Consider the following 17,008-nt stretch of genomic DNA (forward strand, 5'->3'; position numbering starts at 1 on the left):
AATCGGTCTTCTCGTTCAGTGACGGTGCTGGCGGGTGACGCCGGCATCGAATTGCGCGACCACCTGCTGCCAGCCGGCTGCGATCAGCGCCTGGTCAGTGAGGTCGGAAGGGGCGGCGAGGTTGGCTTGGCGATTGAGCCAGATATCCGGTTCGGCACCGTGCACGCGCATGAGCAGCGAGCCGCTGGTGCCGGGCACTTGGCTCAAGCCCAGGTAGGCCGAGGGTTCCAGCAACTGCCAGCGATGATCGCCACGGCTGACCGAGCTGGCGTCCTGGGCAAACGGCGCGAAGCCCTCTTCGGCCAGTTGCGCCGGGGTGGGCAGTGCACTTTGCTCCTGCTGCAACAGCTGGATCTCATCCAGGGTCACCCGCAGGTCGGCGTAGATGCCTTGCTCGGCGGCGCTCAGGTCGCGACGGGCGTCCAACTGGTGGCTGGGCACGGCCGCGACTTCCTGGGTTTCACCGTGCAAGGCCACCACCGTGCCGGCCACCGCAAGGATGATCAGGCACAACAGCAGCACGTAGAGGGTTTCGTGACCGGCCCCGGCGGGGCGTACAACCTGTGTGGTACTCATTGCGGCTGGATATCCGCTTGGTCGATTTCCACCACGTGGCCCGGGCCTGCATCAAACAGCACATAGAACTCGGCGGACGGCTTCTTGAAGGTCAGGGTCGAGTCTTCGCCAAGCTTGCCGGGCACCAGGATGGTTTCGTCATAGCCGATCACGTCCAGGGTCACGCCGGGCGCGCCGCTACCGTCAGAGAAACCGCCTTTGCATTGGATCTGCTCGCCGGGAATTTCCTTGCACTCGCACATCGGGTTGTGGGCCAGGGCGACGGTACTGAAACCGGCGCAAGCCAACAGGACGGCACAGGCGCGGGTCAGGCGCATCAAAGTCATGGTTTAACTCCTTGCTTGTTCAGCCAGGCAATGGTGGCAGGCGAGGCCTGGCTCAACGGGATGGAACCTTGGTGCATAGCGCCGTCCCAGCCTTCCATGGTGACCCACAGTTCGGCGTCGGCTGGTGTGCGTTCCGGGATCGGCAGGGCAGCGCCCATGCGGTACGGCGTACCGAAGAAGATCACCCCAGCGGCCCGCAGGCTGCGTGGCTTACCGATACGCAGGTAGGTGGCCTTGACCTGGTCGGCGCAGGTGGCGCACAGGGCAGCGTTGAAAAACTTCATCGGGCCGGCCGGGTCTGGGCGCGGTCCTTCATTACGGAATTCGGCGAGGGTCAGGCTCCAGGGCCCGACCTGCACTTCACCGGCCACACGCTCGCCGATGCCAGTGTCGCCGCGAAACAGCGCTGCATCGGCGAAGTACTTGGGCATGAAGCCCAGCGGCACAAGCAACAACAGCACATTGATGTGGAAGCGCCATTTCAGCCAGAAGGCCCGCAGCGGCGAAGGCTTTGCGGTAGCGACCTTGCTCATGATCGAGCCTCCGAGGTTTCAGCCTGCCTGGCCGGAATGGAAACAGGCTTGCGCTGGGTCTTGGCTTCGCGCTTGAGCGCATTGAGGGTGGCCAAAGCGGTGCGCTTGGTCCAGATCAGCAGGCCGCTCAACACCATCATGCTCATGACCAGGCCGAAGAATGCCCAGATCAGTTTGATCCACAGCCCGCCAAAGTCGCCGGTGTGCAGCGGGCGCATGGATTCGGTCACGAACTCCAGCTTTGAACGGTCGGACAGCAAGTGCGCCGCAGCGACTTCGCCGTCATACGGGTTGATTTGCGCGGTCTGGAACATCAGTGGGTACCAGCCTCGCCCGCCAATCTGCAGGTGGCTGTAGGCATTGAGCGGCAGGCTGATGAAACTCGGCTCCAGGCCAGGAATACGCTGGGTGGCGATCTTGATCGCCTCGTCTACCGGGATCATCGGCGCTGGCACGCCGGGTGCCGACATCGGCACTTTCTCCCGGGCAATCACTGGGATGACGGGTTCGGTGGAAATCGAAATCTGGTTGTCGCCCAGGATCGCCCGGATCAAGAACCAGATGCCGGTGATAGAAATCACTGCGATAAACCAGATTGACCAGATACCGCTCAAGCGGTGGAAATCACCCCAGAAGATCCGCGCGCCATGGCGCACACGCAGGGTCGGGCGCAGGAAACCCTTCCAGAACTTCTTGTACACCACCAGTCCGGTGACCAGCGACGCCAGCAGCGGGATGCCGAGCGCCGACACCAAATACCAGCCCCAGCTGTAGCCATTGGTAAACGGCACCAGCCACCAGCCGTGCAGGGCGCGTGTGAATTGCTGGAAGTTGAAGGACGGGCTGATGCCCTGGATCGCTCCGGTGTACGGGTTGACGTAAACCTCCACGGAGCGCCCGTCGGGGTAGCTGAGGTCGACGCTGAGGGCGAAATGCGATTCATCAGGGCGGCTGATCGACTGGACGAATACCTGAGGTTCATCGCGTTTGATCGCGGCGATCACCTGGTCGTAACTCAGTGGCTCGGCATCGTCGGACGGCTTGCTCGCACGGATATCCGGGTTGGCCAGCCAGACGATCTCCTGGCTGACCACCGCCAGGGTGCCGGTGACGCAGACGATCAGTACAAAGAACCAGATGGGCAATGCCAGCCAGCTATGCACGAGAAACCAGAGTTTGGAGCGTGACTTCTTCGACATGTGAATGAGGGTCTTGATCGGAGGGGGGCAGTGAAGGCCCAGAAAAGGCCAGTCGTAGCTTTTGCTGACGCGACAGGCTGTATCTAAGTTAAGACGGATGAGAATGAGAAATCCCTAACCCAGATATGAAAGAAAATGTTTCAGGTTCACATTCAGCGCGTTCGAACACCTGCACCCACAGTGATTGGGGGGGCAGGTCAGGTTTCGGGTGTTGGCTCAAGTAATTGAGCTCCAGGCCCACGCTCACCCAACTGATCATCCTGATTACGCAACGGACACGCTTCCATCGACAGGCACCCACAGCCAATACAACCACTGAGCTTGTCCCGCAGCAGCATCAGCTTATTGATGCGCTCGTCCAGGTCCTCCCGCCACAGCGCCGACAACCGCTCCCAATCCTGAGCGTTGGGCGTGCGTCCATCCGGCAACGTTTGCAACGCGTCACCAATGGTTGCCAGCGGAATCCCCAGACGCTGGGCGATCTTGATCACCACCACGCGGCGTAATACATCCCGTGGATAACGGCGTTGGTTGCCCGCGTTGCGATTGCTCTTGATCAGCCCCTTGGCCTCGTAGAAGTGCAGGGCCGTGACGGCCACACCGCTGCGTGCTGCCAATTGGCCGACAGTGAGTTCTTTTGTAATCATGCAAAAACCCCCAAACAGCGCTTGACCTTGACTTAACTAGAGGTTTTACCCTGCGTGGCATCGAATCACAAGATTCTGCCTACAGAGGAAGGGGAGTGTTCATGCAGGTAACAGAGAAGAATCGCAGTTTCACTCAGGTGATCGAGTTTCAGATCGAGCCCCAGCAACAACTCGCCCTGGTGGCGGCCTTGAGCACCCAGAGTGAGCGTCTGGCGCAGGGCCATGGCGGTTTTATCAACGCAAGTGTGCAGGTCAGCGATGACGGGCGGCGGGTGTTGAATTACCTGCAATGGCGCACGCGCGAAGACGGCGAGGCGGCCTTTAAGTGCTTTGAGCACGGTGAGGAAGATTTCTGGACGCTGATTCGCGCCCACCAGGCGACCGCCGTGACCTTTGGTTCGTTCCAGGTGCTGCGCAGTATTGAGCGCAGCCATGACAACGCGTTGCACTGCCGCCTAAATGGATAAGTGCAGCATGCGCTCGCCCTGCACGTTCTCGCCAGGGCGGCGCTTGTTGACCGCCAGCTCGCCGATCTTGATCAAGCGGGTGCGCGTGACGTTGCGGCTCAGGCCCAACAGATTGGCGGTGTGCACCTGGTTGTAATGGCTGAAGCGGTAAGCGGCGCGGAGCAGGGCGTCTTCAACCTTTTCATGCAGGGCCCCGGCCTGTTCCTCGAACAGTTTCTGGAAGGCGCGCGCCAGCAACGCTTCGGCGCTGTTGTCGGTGCCGTGTTGGCTGTCGTCCTGGCGCTCGATGCGCATGTTCGACAGGCGCAAATCGTCGCGTTCAATCAGGCCGTTGCGGCAGATCAACAGGGTGTGGTGAATCACGTTTTCCAGCTCGCGGATATTGCCCGGCCAGCTGTAGCTTTTGAGTTTGTGCTCGGCTTCGCGGCTGATGGTGATCGGGCCATAGCCAAGGCGTTGGCTGTAGGCTTCGATGAAGTGCCGGGTCAGCGGCAGGATATCGCCAGGGCGGTCGCGCAGCGGGCTGAGTTCCAGGCTGACCACATCGAGACGGTAGTAGAGGTCTTCGCGGAAATGCCCGGCGTTGATGGCTTTTTCCAGTTGCACGTTGGTCGCGGCAAGCACCCGCACATCAATCGGAATGCTCTTGCGCGAACCCAGGCGAACCACCTCGCGCTCTTGTAGGACGCGCAGCAGCTTGACCTGGATCGCCATCGGCAAATCGCCGATCTCATCGAGGAACAAGGTGCCGCCGTCGGCCTCTTCAAACCAGCCGGCCTTGGCACTGAGGGCGCCGGTAAAGGCGCCTTTTTCATGGCCGAACAGTTCGGCTTCCACCAAAGATTCGGAGAACGCCCCGCAGTTCACCGCCACGAACGGCCGGTTACGCCGCGCACTGAGGTTATGGATATGGCGCGCCACCAGCTCTTTACCGGTGCCGGTCTCGCCGATGATCAGCACGCTGGCTTCGCTGGGCGCCACTTGCTGGATATGGTCGAGCAGCGCCTGGGATTTCGGGTCTTCGAAGACCTGTGCCGTGGCGCGGATCGACGTCGCAAGGGCGGGCGAGGGCGGTAAGGTCAAAAGCTGCATGGGCACCTCTCTTAGGAATAGAACGTCGGAATTGGCAGGGATTGGTTCAACGCCCAATCCCCCAGTTCATGGAGCTTGTAGTCCACCGGGTCGTGCAGGGTCTGCGTGCGCAAGTTGCGCCAGTGACGGTCCAGGCGCAGCGAAGCATGGGTGGAGCGCGCGCCGGTGACTTCGAACAGGCGGCTGCATAGCTCCAGGCCCTGGCGGGTCGCGGCCACTTTGGCGGTGGCGATGGCAATCGCCAATTGGCCGCGCTCGTGTTCGCTGAGGTTCGGCCCCTTGGCCCAGGCTCGATCGAGCAAGTCGGCGGCGCGTTCGACTAGAAGACGCACGCCTTCCAGCGCCACCCAGAACTCGCCGTAGTGATGCAGCACGTAAGGGTCTTGGCGAACATCTTCGGCGCTGGATTTATGCCACGAACGGGTTTCGGTAAGCGTGTAGTTGCGCGCCTCTTCAAAGGCGCCCTCGGCAATGCCGAGAAACATGTGCGTGAACGTCAGTTGGGCGATCAACGGGCGCAGGCAGGCGAAGGGCGTACTCAATGGGCCGGGATCGAGCAGCAGTTCCGATTCCTCGACGCGCACCCGTTCGAAGCTGGCGCTGCCGCTGTCGGTCTGGCGCTGGCCGATATTGTTCCAGTCGTTGTGCAACGTGATGCCGCTGCGACCACTGGGAATGGCAGCGATCAACAGCGTGCCGCCGGCGGTCTCATCCACCGCTGAGGCAATCAGCATTTCCGAGTCGCTGGCGCCGGAGCAGAAGCTCTTTTTGCCGGAGAACTCGCGCCAGCCGCCAAAGTCCTTGACCACCGTGCGCGTGTCCAGCGGGTTGAGGGCGTTGCCCCAGAACCAGTTTTTGCGTGCGGTCTGTTCGAACCAGGGTTGCCATTGCTCCGGGCGCGAAAACAGCCGCACCGTGGCGAGCATCAGGTGGTGAAAGCCAAAGACATGGGCGATGGAGCTGTCGACCTTGGCGAACTCGCGGACGATTCCAAGGGTGTCGCTCCAGCGTGCGCCGAGGCCGCCGTATTGGGTGGGAATGCTCAGGGCCAGCAGGCCGCTCTGGCGCAAGGCGTCGCGTTCGGCCTTGGGTGTGCCAGCACGCTCGTCACGTTCGACGGCGGTGAGAGCGAACTCGGCGGCCAGCAGTTTGGCGGTCTGCAGCGGTGAGGGCAGGACGCTGTGGGGTTTGGCTGTCACGCGGTGTTCCTCAATTAGGTCAAAGGCCAAGCGCTATCTGATGGGTGATGAACGTCAAATGTGGGAGCTGGCTTGCCTGCGATTGCATCACTGCGGTCCTACTGGCAGATCGCGTCGCCTGTATCGCGGGCAAGCCCGGCTCCCACAGAAAACCAGGCTCTACCTTCAGCAGATGTAAACGTCCTCAGGTCTTGTTAGTCGTTGGCAATACATCGTTGGCAATCATTTCGCCGAACGGGCCAGTGAGGTTGGTGATGCCACGTCCGGCCAGGCTGGCATAGGGTTCCGGCAGCAATGGAAACACCCGTTCAGCAAAGCGATAGGCTTCTTCCAGATGCGGGTAGCCGGAGAATATGAAGCTCTCGATGCCCAAATCCGCGTATTCCTTGATGCGCTCGGCCACTTGTTGCGGGTTGCCGACCAGCGCGGTACCGGCACCGCCGCGCACCAGGCCGACGCCTGCCCACAGGTTGGGGGCGATTTCCAGATTGTCGCGGCGCCCGTCGTGCAGGGCGGCCATGCGGCGCTGGCCCTCGGAGTCAAAGCGTGCGAAGGACTTTTGCGCGGTGGCGATGGTTTCGTCGCTGATGTGCTCGATCAACTTGTCGGCGGCTTTCCAGGCGTCCTCTTCGGTCTCGCGCACGATCACATGCAGGCGTATGCCGAACTTCACAGCGCGCCCGTGGCGCGCGGCACGTTCACGCACATCCGCGAGTTTTTCGGCGACGGCGGCAGGCGGTTCGCCCCAGGTCAGGTACACATCGACCTGCTTGGCGGCGAGATCGTGGGCGGCGTCGGAAGAACCACCGAAATACAGCGGCGGATAAGGCTTCTGCACGGGAGGGTAAAGCGCTTTGGCGTTCTGGACCCGCAGGTGTTTGCCTTCAAAATCTACCGACTCGCCCTGCAATACGCGGCGCCAGATCTGTAGGAATTCGTCGGAGACTTCGTAACGTTCGCTGTGATCGAGGAAACTGCCGTCGCCACGGTTTTCGTCAGGGTCGCCGCCGGTCACCACGTTGATCAGCAAGCGGCCGTTGGACAGACGATCAAGGGTCGCTGCCATGCGCGCCGAAACGGTCGGCGAGATAATCCCCGGACGAATCGCCACCAGGTAGCGCAGGCGTTCGGTCAGCGGCACCAGCGCCGAGGCGATGACCCAGGAGTCTTCGCACGAGCGTCCGGTAGGAATCAGCACGCCGTGGTAGCCGAGGCTGTCAGCCGCCTGGGCGACTTGTTTCAGGTAATTGAGGGTGACGGGCCGCGCACCTTGGGTAGTGCCCAGGTAATGACCGTCGCCGTGGGTGGGCAGGAACCAGAAAACATCCATGACAAATCCTTAAGCGATTTTCAGCAGAGAGGAGGAATGCGCAGCGAACAAAGGCGCAGCGCGTTCTGCCGCCAGTTGAATACGGGCTTTTAATAATTCACTGGTGATTTGATAGTCGGTGAAGTCGGCTTCGGTGGCGTACACGCCAATCGGCAGGGTCAGTGCCTGGAAGAAGCTGAACAGCGGGCGCAGTTGGTGATCGAGTACCAGCGCATGGCGTTCGCTACCGCCCGTGGCAGCCAGCAATACGGGTGTGTCGATCAATGCGTTAAGGCCGACCAGATCAAACAGGTGCTTGAGCAAGCCTGGGTACGAACCGCGATAGACCGGCGCGGCGACAATCAACAGGTCGGCTTGTTCGATGGTCAGCAATTGGGATTCGACCTCAGCCGGCAGTTCATCACGTGACAGCGCACCGCCCAACGGACGCGCAATGTCGCCCAGTTCGATCAGGGTGGTCTGGATCGGCAGCAAGGTGGTCAGTTCAGCCAGTATGGCTTGGGTCAGCACGAGGGTACGAGACGGGCGCCAGGTTCCGCCGGAGAGGGCAACGACATTCAGGGGACGGGTCATGAACAGTTCCTTTTTCAACAGTGGTTCGTCGCAGGTGGAGTACAACCGGTTGAGCAAGAGCTGTACCAACGGGTGCAGGCCTTGATCGGCGGGGGTTGCAGGCTCACTGCTGAAAAATGCTGCTGTTGTCTGACTGGTGATTTGTTGAACGGCTGTTGCCAGGGCAACAGTTGCGTGGGCAACAGTGCCGTTGGGGCGTAGCAACATTTATAGAGGGTTAGGTTTATTCCGTAAATGAACGTATTTCCATATTTATAGATCATAAAGAAATATGAAGGCGCCGCCATCGGAGGTGCCTTGGCGGTTGATAGCAACTATCACGGGAGGTGATTTTTCACCGTGCGAGGGCGGGAGTAGCCTGTGTTCATTGACTCGAAACCTCTTCTGCAGGGCTACCGCCATGAACCGATTCTTCGCTGTTTCCTTATTGATTGTCAGCTCTGTCCTTGCCGGATGTGCGACCCATCCTTCGCCTGAATTGCGCCCTTACACAGCGGAAGAAACCAGACAGTTGTCCCTGGAAGCGTTAAGCCGTCGTGGGTTGTCGTTTGATGAGTATCAACAACAGCGCGCGGCACTGACCGGCCAACCACAGAAACCTTTCGGTTTTGATCGCCAGGGTGAAATGAACGCCGAACGCAGCGTGACCCTGCATGGTCGTGCCAGTTGAGCCTGCGCTCAGCGGCAAAAAGCCCGAGGCTTCCTTTAAGGAACCTCGGGCTTTTTGTTTGCCATGGCGCGACTTCAGCCTGTTAAGCTGAATTTCAGGAGCGTTCCTACGCACATTTTCATAAAGTGGTCCTTCTTTAATGGCATCCGATCGGTTAAACCTGACGACCTCTGTTCCGGTCGGTGCCCCTGAGACGCTGCTCTCGGGAACCTGCTCTGCGAGTTTTTAACGTCATGAATAAACGTCCGTTGTATTTCGACTACGCCGCCACTACCCCGGTAGATGAGCGGGTTATCCAGGTGATGGTCGAGTGCCTGGGCTTCAATGCCAACTTCGGTAACCCTGCGTCCAGTTCCCATGCGTTCGGCCAAGCGGCCCGGCAAACGGTTGAGCAGGCGCGTCGCCAAGTGGCCGAACTGGTTGGTGCCGATCCCGAGCAAATCGTCTGGACCTCTGGCGCCACTGAGTCCAACAACCTGGCGATCAAGGGCGTGGCCCAGGCGCGGGGTGTGGCGGGTGGGCATATCATCACCAGCCAGATCGAACACAAGGCTACGCTGGATACCGCACGGCAGCTGCAGGAAGCCGGCGTGGCGGTGACCTATCTGGTGCCGGACGCGGATGGGTTGATCAGTGTCGACGCGGTCAGCGAAGCGTTGCGCGAAGACACCTTCCTCGTGTCGCTGATGCTGGTGAATAACGAACTGGGCACCTTCAACGATATCCCGGCCATCGGCGCTCGCGTGCGTGAGCATGGCGCGCTGTTGCATGTGGATGCGGCGCAAGGCGCGGGTAAGGTGGCGATCGACCTTGCGCAGTGGCCGGTGGACCTGATGTCGTTTTCCGCCCACAAGCTGTATGGCCCCAAAGGTATCGGCGCTTTATATGTTGGGCCGCGGGCGCAGCAGAAAGTCTTGGCGCAGATTCACGGCGGTGGGCACGAAGGCGGCCTGCGCTCCGGCACCCTGGCAACCCACCAGATCGCCGGCATGGGCACTGCGTTCGCCCTGGCGGCGGCGTCTTTTGCTGAGGAAAAAGCAGTGATCGTCGCCTTGCGCCAGCGCCTGCTGGATCAGTTGGCATCGGTGGCGGGCGTGCGCCTGAATGGTAGCGCTACACAACGTATTCCCCACACCCTGAGCCTCACGTTCAGTGAAGGCGAATTCAACTCCGCTGCGCTGAGTGCGGGGATCGCGTTTTCCGCGACCTCGGCCTGCAATTCGGCGAGCAATGCACCGTCCCATGTGTTGCTGGCGCTGGGCCATGATGCTCGCAGTGCTGGCCGTACCATTCGCTTGAGCCTGGGCCGGTTTACCACCGAGCAGGATATCGACCAGGCGGTGCAATTGATCAAGGCTTCCCTGGCCAGTGCGCCGGCGTTCTGGGCGGTCTGATTCATCTATCGCAACACATAATAATTATTCGTGGTTAGCAGGAGACACAATGAGTACGCAGCCTTTGACCCATGGAACGGTTACCCAGCGCCTGGCGCATACCCGTGAACTGATGAGCCGCGAGGGCATTCATGCCTTGCTGGTGCCGTCGGCCGACCCACACTTGTCCGAGTACCTGCCGGGTTACTGGCAGGGGCGGCAATGGTTGTCGGGGTTTCATGGCTCGGTGGGAACGCTGATTGTCACCGCGGATTTCGCCGGTGTGTGGGCCGACAGCCGTTACTGGGAGCAGGCCACCAAGGAACTCAAGGGCAGCGGCATCGAATTGGTGAAGCTGCAACCGGGCCAACCTGGCCCGCTGGAGTGGTTGGCCGAGCAAACGCCGGAAGGTGGTGTGGTGGCGGTGGATGGTGCGGTGATGGCTGTGGCCTCGGCACGTACCCTGGGCGGAAAATTGGCGGAGCGCGGTGCACAGCTGCGTACTGATATCGACCTGCTGAGTGAGGTCTGGAAAGACCGCCCGGCGCTGCCGAACCAACCGATCTATCAACACCTGCCACCGCAAGCCACCGTCAGCCGTGGCGAAAAACTCGCGGCACTGCGCGCCAGCTTAAAAGAGAAGGGCGCCGACTGGCACTTCATCGCCACCCTGGATGACATTGCTTGGCTGTTCAATTTGCGCGGCGGTGATGTTTCGTTCAATCCGGTGTTTGTGTCCTTTGCGTTGATCAATCAACAGCAGGCCACGCTGTTTGTGGCATTGAGCAAAGTCGATGCCGAGTTGCGGGCAGTGCTGGAGCTGGATGGCGTGACACTGCGCGATTACAGCGAAGTGGCAGAGGCGTTGCGCGCGGTGCCGGCGGGCGCCAGTTTGCAGGTCGACCCAGCGCGCGTCACCGCCGGCTTGCTGGAAAACCTTGATGCCGGTGTCAAGCTGGTCGAAGGACTCAACCCGACCACATTGGCCAAATCCCGCAAGAGCCTGGCCGACGCGGAGCACATCCGCCAAGCCATGGAGCAGGACGGCGCGGCCTTGTGCGAGTTTTTCGCCTGGCTGGACAGTGCGCTGGGTCGTGAGCGCATTACCGAACTGACCATCGACGAACACCTGACCGCTGCGCGCACCCGTCGCCCGGGTTATGTGTCGCTGAGTTTCAACACCATTGCCGCGTACAATGCCAACGGTGCGATGCCGCATTACCACGCCACTGAAGAGGAGCACGCGCTGATCGAAGGCGATGGCTTGTTGCTGATTGATTCGGGTGGCCAGTACCTGGGTGGCACCACGGATATCACCCGGATGGTGCCTATCGGTACGCCGAGCGAAGAGCAGAAACGTGACTGCACCCGTGTGCTCAAAGGTGTGATTGCGTTGTCCCGTGCGCATTTCCCAAAAGGCATCTTGTCACCGCTGCTGGACGCGATTGCCCGCGCGCCGATCTGGGCCGAAGGCGTGGACTACGGCCACGGTACCGGGCACGGTGTAGGCTATTTCCTCAACGTGCATGAAGGTCCGCAAGTGATTGCCTACCAGGCTGCCACTGCCCCGCAAACGGCGATGCAGCCGGGGATGATCACCTCCATTGAGCCGGGCACTTACCGTCCGGGACGTTGGGGCGTGCGTATCGAGAACTTAGTGTTGAGCCGCGAAGCGGGCAAGACCGAGTTCGGTGAATTCCTCAAGTTTGAAACCCTGACCTTGTGCCCGATCGACACGCGCTGTCTGGAACCGTCGCTGCTGACGGCGGACGAGCGAGAGTGGTTCAATGCTTACCACGCCCAAGTGCGTGAGCGCCTAAGCCCATTGCTCAGTGGCGCGGCGCTTGAATGGCTGCGGGTGCGTACGGCGGCTATCTGATCGCTTGCCGTTCCGGCGCCTTGATCAGGGCGCCGGCTATAGTGTCGACAGCTAACTCAGGGCTTCGCGCACAAACTCCAAACGGTCCTGACCGAAGAACAGCTGGCTGCCTACAAACATGCTGGGTGCACCGAACACGCCGCGCTTAACGGCCTGTTCGGTGTTGTCCTTGAGGGCCGCCTTTACAGCGTCGTCATTGGCAAGGGCCAGGACCTTTTCTGGATCGAAACCGTGCTCGGCAAGCACGGCAGCCACGACCTGGGGGTCTCCCAGGTGACGGCCCTCTACCCACAGGGCACGGAACAGGCAATCCACAAAGTCGTCGAATCGTTCAGGTTGGTGCAATTGGATGCCGGTGACTGCACGCATCAACATCAGCGTGTTGATGGGGAAGTGCGGGTTGAACTTGAGCGGTACGTTGTAGCGACGTGCATAGCGCGCCAGGTCATCAAACATATAGCGACCTTTTGCGGGAACGGTGATTGGAGAGGCGTTGCCGGTAGCCTTGAAAACACCGCCCAGGAGCATGGGCTGATAAACCAACTGCGTGCCGGTTGCCGCGCACAACGCCGGTAGCTGGGTGTAGGCCAGGTAGGTGGCAGGGCTACCGAGATCAAAGAAGAATTCCAGGGTTTTACTCATGGTCGATGCTCGCTGCTTATTGTTATGGGGCATGCTTACCAGGGTTCATTCCAGGGGCGCAGGTCCAGTTCAAATGTCCAGGCGTCACGTGGCTGGCTGTGCAGGTACCAATAGTTCTCTGCGATATGCTCGGGGTTGAGGATGCCGTCCTGGTCCTTGAGCGCGTACTTCTGCGGGAAATTGTCGCGAATGAAGTCGGTGTCGATGGCGCCATCGACCACGATATGAGCAACGTGGATGTTCCTGGGCCCCAATTCCCGCGCCATGCTCTGCGCCAGCGCCCGGATGCCGTGCTTGGCGCCGGCGAATGCGGCAAAACCCGCCGCACCGCGCAGTCCAGCGGTGGCACCCGTGAACAGAATGGTGCCTCGATTGCGTGTGACCATGCGCTTGGCCACTTCGCGGGCATTCAGGAAACCGGAGAAGCAAGCCATCTCCCAGATTTTGAAATACTTGCGCGCGGTTTCTTCCAGGATGCTGCAGGGCACGTTGGCGCCGATGTTGAACACGAAGGCCTCTATAGGGCCCACTTCGGTTTCGATGTGTTCGATCAGCGCGATGACGTCTTCTTCTTTGCGCGCATCGCAGGCAAAGCCATGGGCTTCGCCGCCCGTCAATTGGATGCTGTCAACTAACGGCTGTAGTTTGTCGGCGCTGCGGCGGGTCACGCAGGCGACGTAGCCTTCGCGGGCGAAGCGTTTGGCAATGGCGCCGCCGGTTGCATCACCGGCGCCTACTACCAAGACGATTTTCTTATTGTGCGTCATGGGAACTCCCTTGGCTCGAATGTCGAGCAGGAGTCTAGTCGCAGATGTGCAAAGGGCCGGGTTTGTGTCGGAAACTAGATGTGAGCAGCCAGGAGGTGACTGCTCAAGCGATTACTTACAGATGACGATCATGCTGCGGCTGGTGTAGCCGGCAGGGTTGAGGCCGAAGGGGTAGTCCCCTGGCTCCTCGGAATTGTCACCGGACTTTGCGATTACCCGGTAGCCCTTGGCGCCGCAGGCGTTGGTAGCACTGGTGTAGCACTGGTCCCAGGAAGAAGACAGGCCGGAACAGTTGATATGCAGCCCTTTTTTGCCACGTTTTACTTCTGTCTTGGTGGTCGCGGCGCAGCCAGCAATGGCCATGACCATTAACAGTATCAAAATTCGCTTCATTCCTATCCTTAATAGCCGCCTCGCAAAGAGTGAAGCTTGCTCTACTCGCTCTCGGGTGTCGCGTTCGCGCTGTCCTTGTCGAAATTCTCCATGAAAGACATTCGTTTACGGCTTAAACATGGCCTAAATGCGCGCCAAATGCCAGAGCTACATTCAAACAGATTTCAATCCGCTGGAACCAACGGCTTTGACTCGCTGCGCATCGTTACCGTGGCACCTACGGAGGCCAGAATGATGCAAGTAATTGCCAGCCACTGCGCCAAGGACAGGTGCTCGTGCAGGAAGAACAGGCCAGAGAGCGCGCCAAACGCCGGTTCGATGCTCATGAGGGTGCCGAAGGTGCGGGCGGGGAGGCGCGTCAGTGCGACCATTTCCAAGGTGTAGGGCAGGGCGGTGGACAGGATAGCGACACCGATGGCGACCGGGATCAGCGCGGGAGTCAGTAACGCGCTGCCTGCATGGACGATGCCGATCGGCGCGACAAACAATGCGGCAATCATCACGCCGAGGGCGGCGGTTTGTACGCCGTTGTCATTGCCGGCTTTCTGGCCATACAGAATGTAGAGCGCCCAGCAGACCCCAGCGCCCAGGGCGTAGCCTGCGCCTACCAAGTCGATGCCGCTGCTGGCCTCACCCATTGGGATTAACAGGAGCAGGCCGGTGATCGCGAGGGCTATCCACAGAAAGTCTACCGCTCGACGCGAGGCGTAGATCGCCACGGCAAGCGGCCCGGTGAATTCCAGGGCAACGGCAATACCCAGGGGCACGCTGCGCAAGGACATATAGAAGAGGAAGTTCATGCCGCCGAGTGCCATTCCATAGACGATCACCGTGCGCAGGGACTTGGCTGTCAGTTTGGCGCGCCAAGGACGCAATAGAAGCAGCATGATCACACTGGCGAAAATCAGACGCAGGGTCGTAGTGCCTTGTGCGCCGACGAGAGGGAACATGCTCTTGGCCAGCGAGGCGCCGGATTGGATGGAAGCCATGGCGATCAGCAACAGGCCGACAGGGAACAATGTCGAGCCCAGGCTGCGGGGGGAGGTATTCATTGGGGTGTACGTCCGAGGTCATATTAAGAGAAGCGTCGGCGCTATGATGCTTAACTGTCGGGGGTTGAGCAATATATTGCTCAATTATCCTAGTAGGCAACTTACAGAGTGCGAGTTTTGAGGTTTTCAGCCACTTTGATAGAAAAACCAAATTAAGGGTTGACGGCAGATTCTGGAAGTCTATAATTCGCCCCACTTCCGGCGCAGTCGAAACGGAAAACTCCTTGGTAAACAAAGAGTTATGCGAGATTCGACAGCGAGTTGCTTCAGTTGATCGAAGCCCAGAAGGAGTTGGTAGAGCAGCGTTGTTTGGCTCTATTAACGTTTCGATCCTCTCGGTCGAAAGCGGAGAAAAAGAGGTGTTGACAGCAGCGTTTAACGCTGTAGAATTCGCCTCCCGCTAACGAGAGATCGGAAGCGCAAGTGGTTGAAGTTGTTGAAGAATTCTTCGAAAACTTCTGAAAATAATCACTTGACAGCAAATGAGGCTGCTGTAGAATGCGCGCCTCGGTTGAGACGAAAGATCTTAACCAACCGCTCTTTAACAACTGAATCAAGCAATTCGTGTGGGTGCTTGTGGAGTCAGACTGATAGTCAACAAGATTATCAGCATCACAAGTTACTCCGCGAGAAATCAAAGATGTAACCAACGATTGCTGAGCCAAGTTTAGGGTTTCTTAAAAACCCAAAGATGTTTGAACTGAAGAGTTTGATCATGGCTCAGATTGAACGCTGGCGGCAGGCCTAACACATGCAAGTCGAGCGGTAGAGAGAAGCTTGCTTCTCTTGAGAGCGGCGGACGGGTGAGTAATGCCTAGGAATCTGCCTGGTAGTGGGGGATAACGTTCGGAAACGGACGCTAATACCGCATACGTCCTACGGGAGAAAGCAGGGGACCTTCGGGCCTTGCGCTATCAGATGAGCCTAGGTCGGATTAGCTAGTTGGTGAGGTAATGGCTCACCAAGGCGACGATCCGTAACTGGTCTGAGAGGATGATCAGTCACACTGGAACTGAGACACGGTCCAGACTCCTACGGGAGGCAGCAGTGGGGAATATTGGACAATGGGCGAAAGCCTGATCCAGCCATGCCGCGTGTGTGAAGAAGGTCTTCGGATTGTAAAGCACTTTAAGTTGGGAGGAAGGGCAGTTACCTAATACGTGATTGTTTTGACGTTACCGACAGAATAAGCACCGGCTAACTCTGTGCCAGCAGCCGCGGTAATACAGAGGGTGCAAGCGTTAATCGGAATTACTGGGCGTAAAGCGCGCGTAGGTGGTTTGTTAAGTTGGATGTGAAATCCCCGGGCTCAACCTGGGAACTGCATTCAAAACTGACTGACTAGAGTATGGTAGAGGGTGGTGGAATTTCCTGTGTAGCGGTGAAATGCGTAGATATAGGAAGGAACACCAGTGGCGAAGGCGACCACCTGGACTAATACTGACACTGAGGTGCGAAAGCGTGGGGAGCAAACAGGATTAGATACCCTGGTAGTCCACGCCGTAAACGATGTCAACTAGCCGTTGGAAGCCTTGAGCTTTTAGTGGCGCAGCTAACGCATTAAGTTGACCGCCTGGGGAGTACGGCCGCAAGGTTAAAACTCAAATGAATTGACGGGGGCCCGCACAAGCGGTGGAGCATGTGGTTTAATTCGAAGCAACGCGAAGAACCTTACCAGGCCTTGACATCCAATGAACTTTCTAGAGATAGATTGGTGCCTTCGGGAACATTGAGACAGGTGCTGCATGGCTGTCGTCAGCTCGTGTCGTGAGATGTTGGGTTAAGTCCCGTAACGAGCGCAACCCTTGTCCTTAGTTACCAGCACGTCATGGTGGGCACTCTAAGGAGACTGCCGGTGACAAACCGGAGGAAGGTGGGGATGACGTCAAGTCATCATGGCCCTTACGGCCTGGGCTACACACGTGCTACAATGGTCGGTACAGAGGGTTGCCAAGCCGCGAGGTGGAGCTAATCCCAGAAAACCGATCGTAGTCCGGATCGCAGTCTGCAACTCGACTGCGTGAAGTCGGAATCGCTAGTAATCGCGAATCAGAATGTCGCGGTGAATACGTTCCCGGGCCTTGTACACACCGCCCGTCACACCATGGGAGTGGGTTGCACCAGAAGTAGCTAGTCTAACCTTCGGGAGGACGGTTACCACGGTGTGATTCATGACTGGGGTGAAGTCGTAACAAGGTAGCCGTAGGGGAACCTGCGGCTGGATCACCTCCTTAATCGACGACATCAGCTGCTCCATAAGTTCCCACACGAATTGCTTGATTCATTGAAG

Annotated in this window: 17 protein-coding genes and 1 rRNA gene; 5 read left to right on the forward strand and 13 right to left on the reverse strand. The window is 59.1% G+C overall.

Features of this window, described 5'->3' with window-relative positions; genetic code table 11:
• Nucleotides 1-15 precede the first annotated feature (15 nt).
• The 5 genes from HU722_RS10400 to soxR all read right to left on the reverse strand — a co-directional run bounded on the left by HU722_RS10400 (nucleotide 16) and on the right by soxR (nucleotide 3,281).
• Nucleotides 16-576, reverse strand: a complete 561-nt coding sequence (locus HU722_RS10400) for a DUF6162 family protein (protein ID WP_049709154.1) — start codon at nucleotides 574-576, stop codon at nucleotides 16-18.
• Nucleotides 573-902, reverse strand: coding sequence for a hypothetical protein (locus HU722_RS10405; protein WP_065872604.1), 330 nt, complete (start codon nucleotides 900-902; stop codon nucleotides 573-575). Before HU722_RS10405 ends, HU722_RS10400 begins: the two co-directional genes overlap by 4 nt.
• A complete protein-coding gene (locus tag HU722_RS10410) occupies nucleotides 899-1,435 on the reverse strand; it encodes a PA2404 family protein (RefSeq protein ID WP_065872603.1) in 537 nt (178 codons plus the stop codon). The genes HU722_RS10405 and HU722_RS10410 overlap by 4 nt, the downstream gene beginning before the upstream one ends.
• Nucleotides 1,432-2,634, reverse strand: coding sequence for a PepSY-associated TM helix domain-containing protein (locus HU722_RS10415; RefSeq protein ID WP_065882522.1), 1,203 nt, complete (start codon nucleotides 2,632-2,634; stop codon nucleotides 1,432-1,434). The genes HU722_RS10410 and HU722_RS10415 overlap by 4 nt, the downstream gene beginning before the upstream one ends.
• A 197-nt stretch (nucleotides 2,635-2,831) precedes the next feature.
• Entirely contained in the window at nucleotides 2,832-3,281 is a 450-nt protein-coding gene (gene soxR, locus HU722_RS10420) for a redox-sensitive transcriptional activator SoxR (protein WP_065882524.1), read from the reverse strand.
• A gap of 101 nt (nucleotides 3,282-3,382) precedes the next feature.
• Here soxR and HU722_RS10425 point away from each other — a divergent pair, with 101 nt between their 5' ends.
• On the forward strand, nucleotides 3,383-3,748 hold the full coding sequence (locus tag HU722_RS10425) for an antibiotic biosynthesis monooxygenase (protein WP_065872600.1): 366 nt from the start codon (nucleotides 3,383-3,385) through the stop codon (nucleotides 3,746-3,748).
• Here the strand turns inward: HU722_RS10425 and HU722_RS10430 are convergent.
• From HU722_RS10430 to msuE, 4 genes are all read right to left on the reverse strand, one after another.
• Nucleotides 3,737-4,840 carry a sigma-54 interaction domain-containing protein gene (locus tag HU722_RS10430; protein WP_049709147.1) on the reverse strand — a complete coding sequence of 368 codons (1,104 nt, stop codon included), beginning with the start codon at nucleotides 4,838-4,840 and terminating at the stop codon, nucleotides 3,737-3,739. The genes HU722_RS10425 and HU722_RS10430 overlap by 12 nt on opposite strands.
• Nucleotides 4,841-4,851: 11 nt before the next feature.
• The gene (locus tag HU722_RS10435) at nucleotides 4,852-6,039 is read right to left on the reverse strand and encodes an acyl-CoA dehydrogenase family protein (RefSeq protein ID WP_065872599.1); all 1,188 of its coding nucleotides are present in this window, start codon (nucleotides 6,037-6,039) and stop codon (nucleotides 4,852-4,854) included.
• Between the two features lie 184 nt (nucleotides 6,040-6,223).
• Complete coding sequence (gene ssuD, locus HU722_RS10440; RefSeq protein ID WP_065872598.1) at nucleotides 6,224-7,369, reverse strand: FMNH2-dependent alkanesulfonate monooxygenase; 1,146 nt, start codon at nucleotides 7,367-7,369, stop codon at nucleotides 6,224-6,226.
• A gap of 9 nt (nucleotides 7,370-7,378) precedes the next feature.
• Nucleotides 7,379-7,942, reverse strand: a complete 564-nt coding sequence (gene msuE, locus HU722_RS10445) for an FMN reductase (RefSeq protein ID WP_065872753.1) — start codon at nucleotides 7,940-7,942, stop codon at nucleotides 7,379-7,381.
• 400 nt (nucleotides 7,943-8,342) lie between these two features.
• Here msuE and HU722_RS10450 point away from each other — a divergent pair, with 400 nt between their 5' ends.
• The 3 genes from HU722_RS10450 (at nucleotide 8,343) to HU722_RS10460 (ending at nucleotide 11,864) form a co-directional block, all read left to right on the forward strand.
• A complete protein-coding gene (locus HU722_RS10450) occupies nucleotides 8,343-8,612 on the forward strand; it encodes a hypothetical protein (protein WP_065891418.1) in 270 nt (89 codons plus the stop codon).
• A 233-nt stretch (nucleotides 8,613-8,845) separates the two neighbouring features.
• Nucleotides 8,846-10,006 carry a cysteine desulfurase family protein gene (locus tag HU722_RS10455; protein ID WP_065891419.1) on the forward strand — a complete coding sequence of 387 codons (1,161 nt, stop codon included), beginning with the start codon at nucleotides 8,846-8,848 and terminating at the stop codon, nucleotides 10,004-10,006.
• A gap of 49 nt (nucleotides 10,007-10,055) precedes the next feature.
• Entirely contained in the window at nucleotides 10,056-11,864 is a 1,809-nt protein-coding gene (locus HU722_RS10460) for an aminopeptidase P family protein (RefSeq protein WP_186755311.1), read from the forward strand.
• 51 nt (nucleotides 11,865-11,915) lie between these two features.
• Here HU722_RS10460 and HU722_RS10465 read toward each other — a convergent pair whose 3' ends face one another.
• From HU722_RS10465 to rhtA, 4 genes are all read right to left on the reverse strand, one after another.
• Nucleotides 11,916-12,506 (reverse strand): 2-hydroxychromene-2-carboxylate isomerase, encoded by a 591-nt coding sequence (locus HU722_RS10465; protein WP_065872752.1) that lies wholly within the window; start codon nucleotides 12,504-12,506, stop codon nucleotides 11,916-11,918.
• Between the two features lie 35 nt (nucleotides 12,507-12,541).
• Complete coding sequence (locus HU722_RS10470) at nucleotides 12,542-13,273, reverse strand: SDR family oxidoreductase (RefSeq protein ID WP_065872594.1); 732 nt, start codon at nucleotides 13,271-13,273, stop codon at nucleotides 12,542-12,544.
• A 111-nt stretch (nucleotides 13,274-13,384) separates the two neighbouring features.
• Nucleotides 13,385-13,666 carry a hypothetical protein gene (locus HU722_RS10475; RefSeq protein WP_049709138.1) on the reverse strand — a complete coding sequence of 94 codons (282 nt, stop codon included), beginning with the start codon at nucleotides 13,664-13,666 and terminating at the stop codon, nucleotides 13,385-13,387.
• Between the two features lie 164 nt (nucleotides 13,667-13,830).
• Nucleotides 13,831-14,718 carry a threonine/homoserine exporter RhtA gene (gene rhtA / locus HU722_RS10480; RefSeq protein ID WP_065872593.1) on the reverse strand — a complete coding sequence of 296 codons (888 nt, stop codon included), beginning with the start codon at nucleotides 14,716-14,718 and terminating at the stop codon, nucleotides 13,831-13,833.
• A 697-nt stretch (nucleotides 14,719-15,415) separates the two neighbouring features.
• Here rhtA and HU722_RS10485 point away from each other — a divergent pair.
• Nucleotides 15,416-16,952: ribosomal RNA gene (locus tag HU722_RS10485) — 16S ribosomal RNA — on the forward strand.
• Nucleotides 16,953-17,008 lie beyond the last annotated feature (56 nt).

The organism is Pseudomonas tritici (genome assembly GCF_014268275.3).
Classification (GTDB): domain Bacteria; phylum Pseudomonadota; class Gammaproteobacteria; order Pseudomonadales; family Pseudomonadaceae; genus Aquipseudomonas; species Aquipseudomonas tritici.